7 protein-coding genes and 1 pseudogene are annotated in these 7,864 nt (G+C 64.7%); all 8 read left to right on the top strand.

Annotated elements, in window-relative coordinates:
• Window positions 1-703, top strand: a 703-nt coding sequence (locus tag ACE3UY_RS01070) for a LacI family DNA-binding transcriptional regulator (protein WP_374685704.1), incomplete at its 5' end; no start/stop codon positions are given.
• Between the two features lie 61 nt (window positions 704-764).
• Entirely contained in the window at window positions 765-2,219 is a 1,455-nt protein-coding gene (locus ACE3UY_RS01065; protein WP_374685703.1) for an extracellular solute-binding protein, read from the top strand.
• Between the two features lie 82 nt (window positions 2,220-2,301).
• Window positions 2,302-3,249 (top strand): carbohydrate ABC transporter permease, encoded by a 948-nt coding sequence (locus tag ACE3UY_RS01060; protein ID WP_374685702.1) that lies wholly within the window; start codon window positions 2,302-2,304, stop codon window positions 3,247-3,249.
• Between the two features lie 13 nt (window positions 3,250-3,262).
• On the top strand, window positions 3,263-4,129 hold the full coding sequence (locus ACE3UY_RS01055) for a carbohydrate ABC transporter permease (protein WP_374685701.1): 867 nt from the start codon (window positions 3,263-3,265) through the stop codon (window positions 4,127-4,129).
• Window positions 4,130-4,166: 37 nt separating this feature from the next.
• The gene (locus tag ACE3UY_RS01050) at window positions 4,167-4,760 is read left to right on the top strand and encodes a hypothetical protein (protein WP_374685700.1); all 594 of its coding nucleotides are present in this window, start codon (window positions 4,167-4,169) and stop codon (window positions 4,758-4,760) included.
• A 144-nt stretch (window positions 4,761-4,904) separates the two neighbouring features.
• Window positions 4,905-6,473: a glucoamylase family protein gene (locus tag ACE3UY_RS01045; RefSeq protein ID WP_374685699.1), complete on the top strand. Its 1,569-nt coding sequence runs from the start codon at window positions 4,905-4,907 to the stop codon at window positions 6,471-6,473.
• A 153-nt stretch (window positions 6,474-6,626) separates the two neighbouring features.
• Window positions 6,627-7,241, top strand: coding sequence for a dihydrofolate reductase family protein (locus ACE3UY_RS01040; protein ID WP_374685698.1), 615 nt, complete (start codon window positions 6,627-6,629; stop codon window positions 7,239-7,241).
• A gap of 69 nt (window positions 7,242-7,310) precedes the next feature.
• Window positions 7,311-7,864 (top strand): annotated as a pseudogene (locus ACE3UY_RS01035) (glycosyl transferase family 36); the annotation flags it as partial.

Below are 7,864 nucleotides of genomic sequence, written 5' to 3'. Positions count from 1 at the left end.
CCGACCGGGCGGCGAGGGGCGCAACCTGGAGCCTTTCCGGCGCGGCCTGGTCGATGCCATCATCGCTGTCGCCGTCGACCTCAGCCAGGAAGAGATCGATGACCTGGTCCACCGCGGCATGCCGGCCGTCCTCATCCAGGAGACCAAGAACGGCGCGGCCCCCAGCTTCGTCGTGGACAACTACGGCGGCGCCTGCCAACTGACCGCCCACCTTCTGACTCACGGCTACCGGCGCTTCGCCTACATCACCGGCAGCGACTTCACGTGCGACAATACCGAGCGCCGGCGCGGGCTGGAAGAGACGCTGGCCGCCGCCGGGCTGATGCTGGACCCGCGCTACGTCATACCGGGCGATTACATGCGCGGCGTGGGCTACCGGGCCATGTCCGCCCTGCTGGAGTTGGAGCCGCTGCCCGACGTCGTCTTTGCGGCCAACGACCAGATGGCCGGTGACGCCCTGTTCGCCATTCAGGAGCGGGGGTTGCGCGTGCCCGACGATATGGCCCTGGCCGGCTTCGACGACATCCCGCTCGCCAGTTACATGACCCCCGCGTTGACGACCGTGCACCAGCCGACGTATGAGCTGGGCTTTCAGGCGGCCCAGGCCGCGCTGAACATGGTCAAGGAGGAAGAGGCTATCGAACCCAAGCGCGTTGTGTTGCCGACACGTTTGGTGGTCCGTCGTTCGTGTGGTTGTCCGTAGGGGCGGGTTTCAAACCCGCCCCTACACCAGATGTTATTTAAGAAGGAGAAGGAACATGCACATGCAAATGCGTAGACTGATTTTGTTGTGGCTGGCCCTGGTGTTGTGCCTGGGCCTGGTGGCCTGTGGCGGGGGTGGGACGCCTGAAGAGGGCGCCGGCGACGCGGCGGCCACCGAGCCGGCGGCCGAAGAACCGGCGGCTGAGGAGCCGGCCGCGGAAGAGCCGGCCGCGGAAGAGCCAACTGCCGAACCGGCAGCCGAGGAACCCACCGCCGAACCGGCCGCCGAAGAGCCGACAGCCGAAGCTGCCGGCGAGGGCGAGACGGCCGGCGACGCGACTGGAACCATCCGCGTCTCATCCGTGGCCGGGGCCATGCACGATGTGCTGGTTGGCCTGGCCGAGGCGTACATGGCCGAGAACCCGGGCGTCACCGTGACGGTGGAGGATGAGCCGGAGGGCGGCATCTTCCAGGCGCTCATCGCCGCCGGCAACCAGCCCGATCTGGTCGTCACGTCGCTTGGCCCGGCGCTGGGGCAACTGGCGGCCGACGACGCGCTCGTCCCGCTGGAGGAGTTCGAGGGCTTCCAGGAGTTGATCGACCGGGTAGACCCCGGCATCGTCGAGCAGTTCTCCGGCCACAACTACTACGTGCCCATCGGGGCCGACGTGACCATGATGATCTACAACAAGGACCTGTTCGAGCAGGCCGGCCTTGACCCGGAATCGCCGCCGCAGACCTGGGCGGAGTACCTGGACGCGGCGCGGGCCATCGACGAACTGGGCGGCGACATTTACGGCAACGTCTTCTGGAACGAGGCGCTGGCCTGGGGCGGCTGGTACTGGAACATGCTCCAGCCCATCTATCTCAACAGCAATCAGGGGCAGTGCCAGCTGGTGAACCGGCTGGGCTCGGACATCGTCTTCGACGACCCCGAGTGTGGGATGCAGCAGTTCTTCGAGTTCACCCAGCAGGCGCAACAGTACGCGCCGCTAACGATGGAGACGAATTTCTTCAGCCGCAAGATCGGCATGTGGCCGCAATACGGCTACTCGTGGGAGCCGAACCTGGAGACGGCCGCCGACCAGCCGATGGTCATCGGCGAGGACGTGGGCGTCGCTCCGGTTCCCGTGCCCAACGAGGGCGACACCAGCTTCACGACCTACGGTGGCCGGGCACTGATCATCATGAAGACCACGCCGGACCGGCAGGCCGCGGCCTGGGACCTGCTCCAGTTCATGATGGAAGAGGAGAACAACCGGCAATTCATTACCGAGTTGGGCTATCTGCCGACGCTGCTCAGCCTGCGCGAAGACCCCTACTTCCAGGAGCCGGCGCGGCAGCCGTTCGTGGACATTCTGGAGAACGGCATGCTGCCGCAGCAGTTCTCCACGGCCGAGACCGTCGCCAATGAGGTGCAGGCCGTCTATCAGCAGGCCGTCGTCGAGGGCGAACTGACGCCCGACGAGGCGGTTACGCAGTCGGCCGAGCGCGCGCGGGCGGCATTGGCCCAGTAAGCGCGCCCATCCCCAGGGCCGGCGGCGCGGCCGAACACGGTCGCGCCGCCGCGCCCGCCGGGTAGGGAAAGGAGAGAGGGGTATGGCTAATGTAACGGTCGCCGAGGAACGGCCATCCGGGACGGTGGGGGTCAGCCACCGGCTGTCGCTGTGGCAGCGCATGCGCCGGCATTGGTGGGGCTACGCCTTCGTCTCGCCGTGGATTCTGCTCTACATCGTCTTCGGGCTTTATCCGCTGGTGCTGTCGTTCTATCTAACTTTCTTCAATTACTCGTTCGTGGCTCCGGAGAGCCGCGCCTTTGTCGGGGTGGGCAACTGGCTGCAAGGGATGGCCGACCCGCTCTTCTGGAAAAGCCTGTTCAACATCGTCTACAACCAGGCCATCTTCATCACGCTCAAGAACGGGTTTGGGCTGCTGACGGCCGTGCTGGTCTTTCGCGCCAGGTGGGGCGGGCGCTTCTTCCGCACAGTCTACTTCCTACCCGTGCTGACCTCGACGATGGTGCTGATGATCGTCGGCGGCTACCTTGCCAGCCCCACCGGGCCGATCCAGAGCTTGCTGGTCAACGCCGGCATCCTGGACGCGCCGGTGTTCTGGACGTTCAGCCGCTGGCTGCCCATGCCGATGATCGCCCTCATCAACACGTGGAAGTGGTTCGGCATCAGCTTCGTCATTCTGCTGGCCGGTCTCTACTCCATCAGCCCCGATATGTACGAGGCGGCCTCGATAGACGGGGCGAGTGAGTGGGATCAATTCCGCTACATCACGCTGCCCCAACTCCGGCCGCAACTGTTCTTCCTGCTGGTGGTGGACATCATCAATGGCTTGCAGATGTTCACGGAGGTGTTCGCGCTCTTCGACCTCTACGGCGGCGCGGACAACCAGGCGCTGACGCCGGTGCTCTACCTATACGCCCAGGCGTTCGACCGCTCCAATATCGGCTATGCCTCAACGCTGGGGCTGCTGCTGGCGCTCATCATCGGGGTGCTGACGGTCATCCAATTCCGCTTCAACCCGGCGGACGATTAATTAGAGGTGATGTATGAGTCAAGTGACGGTCGCGACCACGCCCGCCCGGCCCGAACGCCGCCGGCGGCTGCGCTGGTCTACCATTCTCATCTATGCCGTGTTGATCATCGGGGCCATCATCGTGCTCTACCCCTTCCTATATATGCTCATGAACTCGGTCAAACCCGGCCGCGAAATCCTGCACTCGCCGACCGCCCTGCCCACCGAGATCACCCTCAGCGGCTACACCGGCGTGTTCGAGCGGCTGAACATGGCCCTGCTCTTCCGCAACTCGCTCATCCTGGCCGTGTCCATCACGGTGCTCAACACCCTGCTCAGCGCCCTGGCCGCCTACGCCATCGCCAAAATACCGTTTCCCGGCCGCGACTACATCTTCAGCGCCATGCTGGCGACGATGATGATCCCCGGCATCCTCTTCCTCATCCCGACCTACGTGTTGATGTACAACCTCGGCTGGGTAGGGGAGTTCCACGCGCTCATTGTGCCAGCGGCCGTGACGGTGTTCAACATCTTCCTGTTGCGCCAGTTCATGGCCGGCATCCCCAATGAGGTCATCGAGGCCGGGCGGCTGGACGGGGCCAACGAGCTCACCATCTTCCTGCGCGTCATCCTGCCGCTGGCCCGGCCGGCCCTGGCGACGGTCGCCATCCTCAACTTCATGGCCAGCTGGAACGACTTCTTCGGCCCGCTGCTCTACTTGAACACGCCGGACAAGTGGACGGTGCAGTTGGGGCTGATGCAGTTCCAATCGTCGGTGCCGGGCGAGAACGCGCAGCAGATATGGGCGGCCACGACGCTGGTCACACTGCCGCTCGTCCTGCTCTTCTTCTTCCTGCAAGACCAGTTCATGAAGGCCTTTGCCAACGTGACGTTCAAGTAGGGGCAGACCTGCGTGTCTGCCCCCGGAGAGGTGACCCATGACTGCAAACCTGTCCACGGCCCAGGCATCGCCCATCCCCCCGGTCGCCACGCGCCGCGCCCGCTGGTGGCGCTGGCCGGTGATCGTCCTGGGGGTGGTGCTCGTCTTCGTCGGCACGTACTTCCTGGCCTGGTGGGACGCCTTGCGGCTGACCAACACCTTCGCCGCCAACGCCGACGCCAGCTTTGAGGCCGGTAACTACCTCGACGCGCTGGCCGGCTTCGAGGAGTTCGACGAGACGTCCAACGAGTACATCTGGCGCGGCGGCTACGGCGACGTGGTGCGCATCTGGCGGCACAACATGGCCCGCCCCGTGCCCGCCGCCGCCGCCCAGGCCGAGGCGCGCATCGAAGAGATCATCAACGAGCGCCTGACCATCGCGGAGGCGGAGCAGTTTGTGCAGGAGAATATCGGCCGCACGAACCCCTACCTGGGGATCGTCTATCTCCGGCTGGGCGAGCTGTACGAGGCGGATGGCGACGAGCGCTCGGCCGAAGACATCTATCGGGAGATCGAGGAGCTTTTCCCCGGTCAGCAGACGTTGATCGACCGCGCCAACGCCCATTTAGAGCGATTGGGCGTGCAAGAGTAGGGGCAGACCTGCGTGTCTACCCTCCGGGTTGGTTGGGGCGCACTCTCCCCTCTGAGTTGGGGCGCTCTGCCCTCTGAGTAGGGGCGCACCTGTGTGTGCGCCCCTACCACCGGGCTTGTTAATTCGTGAGAGGAGTTCTTTCCCATGAAACCGACGATCCGTCACCGCATCCTGCTGCTGATTCTCTTTCTGTCCACTGTCGCCGTCGTCCCCGTGGGGGCGCAGGGCGACCCGGCCGCGCCCCCGGAGGGCGGCGGTCACGGCCACACGCGCCGCCTGCTCCACGACATCGCCGAAGACACCTGGGATTCGTTCGTCGCCATGACCTACCCCAATGGCCTGCCGGCCGACAACCTGAGCGCCGCCGGCGTCCGCTCCCGCTACAGCTCGCCGACCAACATCGGCAGCTACATCTGGAGCACTCTGGCCGCCCGCGACTTGCAGATCATCAAGCCGCGCGAGGCGCGCCAACGCATCGAACAGACGCTCACCACCCTGGCGACGCTGGAGCGCCACGAAGCCAGCGGCATGTTCTACAACTGGTATGATCCATCCACGGGCGCGAAGCTGACCATCTGGCCGCCCAGCGGCGACCCGGTCTACCCCTTCCTCTCCACGGTGGACAATGGCTGGCTGGCCGCGGCGTTGATCATGGTCACCAACAGCGTGCCGCAACTGCGCGACGAGGCGCAGGCCATCCTCGACGACATGAACTTCGGTTTCTACTACGATCCCGGCGCCGGCCTATTGCGCGGCGGCTTCTGGGATGCGCTGCCGCCTGGTTGCTCGACCTTGGGCAACTACCCCGGCGCCGGCCCCGACGTCTACTACACCTGCCACCACTACGGCACGCTCAACACCGAGCCGCGCATCGCCAGCTATATCGGCATCGCCTGGGGCCAGGTTCCGCCGACCCACTACTTCAAGATGTGGCGCACCTTCCCCGACACCTGCGACTGGAGCTGGCCGGAGATGAAGCCGGAGGGGGTGATGCGCACCTATCTGGGCGTGGATGTGTTCGAAGGGCATTACACCTACCGGGGCATGGACATCGTGCCCAGTTGGGGCGGCAGCATGTTCGAGGCGCTGATGGTCGAGCTGCTGGTCCCTGAAGCGAAGTGGGGGCCGCGCAGTTGGGGCGTCAACCACCCGCTCTACGTCCAGGCCCAGATCGAACACGGTCTGGAAGAGGCGCAGTACGGCTATTGGGGCTTCTCGCCCTCCAACAACCCATCCGGCGGCTATCGCGAGTACGGCGTGGACGCCATCGGCATGAACACCGACGGCTACGCCTCCAACAACGATAACACCTACGTGGACTACGGTTTTGGCGAGTGCCGGCCGCCGCAGCCTATCCCGCCCCCCTCGGCCTACACCAACGGCGTCGTGACCCCCCACGCCGTCTTCCTGGCGTTGGAGTTCGCGCCGGAGGAGGCGCTGGAGAACCTGGAGGAACTGCGCGACGACTTCGACGTGTACACCGAACTGGGCTTCTACGACGCGGTCAACGTGGACACCGGCGAGGTGTCGCCCTACTACCTGGCGCTCGATCAGGGCATGATCATGGCCGCGCTGGGCAACTACCTGCACAATGACCGGCTGGAGCAGTACTTCACCCGCGGCGACGTGCGCCAGGCCATCCGCCCCCTGCTGGCTATGGAGCGCTTCACCGCCGGCGTCAGCGAGAACGCCGCCCAGCCTGTGATGCCTTAACAGAAGAAGAATGATCCGCAGATTACGCAGATTTTTTGAAGCTCACGCAAAGACGCAAAGAACGCAAAGCTCAGAATTCTGGGCTTTGCATGCTTTGCGTCTTTGCGTGAGATCTTAGTCTGCGAAATCTGCGGATCACCCTGGAAAAACCTCATGCAGGAACTGTTAATAGACTTCATTACGTCACTGGACGGCTACGGCGCTGCGGAAGGCTGGCCCGGGTTGTGGGGGCTTGAGGGCCCCGAGTATCTCGACTGGCTTGGTCAAGCGCCTGAACGCGACTATACCATCTTGATGGGAGCCAATACGTACCGTCTGATGTCCAGCATGGCCGTCGAATCCAGAACCTCGGAATCAGAAGGGGCCCCCACCCCCGAAGAAGCGGCTTTCGACGAGCTTGCGAGAGCGTCCAAAGTGGTGTTCTCCTCGACGCTGCGGCCCCCGTTGGCGTGGCCCAATACCCAACTGATCCGCGAGGATGCGGTCGCGGTTGTGGGAGCGATGAAACGGGAAGGCAATAGCCCGATGCGCACGATTGGCAGCCTCACATTGTGCCGGTCGCTCCTCAAGGCAGGCCTCGTGGACCGTTTCCGGGTGGTGATCTTCCCCGTGATCAACGGTAGCACCGGCTATGATCGGATCTATGATCGTTATCCCGATGTCGCCCTCGACATGATTGCCAGCCGGACGTTCGACGGCAGAATTCAGTTGCTTGAGTACGTCCCCAGGATACTTGCCGGTCCGCCCGGCCCGCACGCCGGCTCCTGACGGTCAGGGATAACGGTTACCTGACTCGTTTGGCTGCGGTAAATGTCAACACAACCTGGAGAAACCGCCATGCTGCTACCCAACGCCTACGGCCATTTCAGTGACGACGGCCGCGAATATGTCATCACCCGCCCCGACACGCCCGCGCCGTGGATCAACGTCCTCTCCAACGGCGACCACGGCCTGACCCTCTCCCAGACGGGCAGCGGCTATAGCTGGCGCGGCCACGCCTCGCTCAACCGCATCACCCGCTGGGAGCAAGACCTGGTGCGCGACCATTCCGGCAACTACCTCTACCTGCGCGACGCCGACAGCGGCGACTTCTGGTCGGCCGGCTGGCAGCCCGCCGGGCAGACGCTAGAGGAATATCGCGTGCGCCACGGCTTCGGCTACTCGGTCATCGAGTGGCGGCGCAGCGGGCTGCGCGGCTCGCTCACCTATCTCGTCCCGCTGGACGACCCCTGCGAGCTGTGGCTGCTGCGGCTGGAGAACGAGGGGGACGCGCCGCGGCGGCTGCAACTGTTCAGCTACGTGGAGTGGCTGCTCGGCGCGGCCCCCGACTGGCACCGCGAGTTCCACCGCCTGTTCATCGAGACGCGCTACGACGCGCCCAACCGCGCCCT

The sequence above is a fragment of the Promineifilum sp. (SeqCode) genome (assembly GCF_041918635.1).
Lineage (GTDB): Bacteria > Chloroflexota > Anaerolineae > Promineifilales > Promineifilaceae > Promineifilum.
This window is presented reverse-complemented; position numbering and strand designations above follow the sequence as displayed.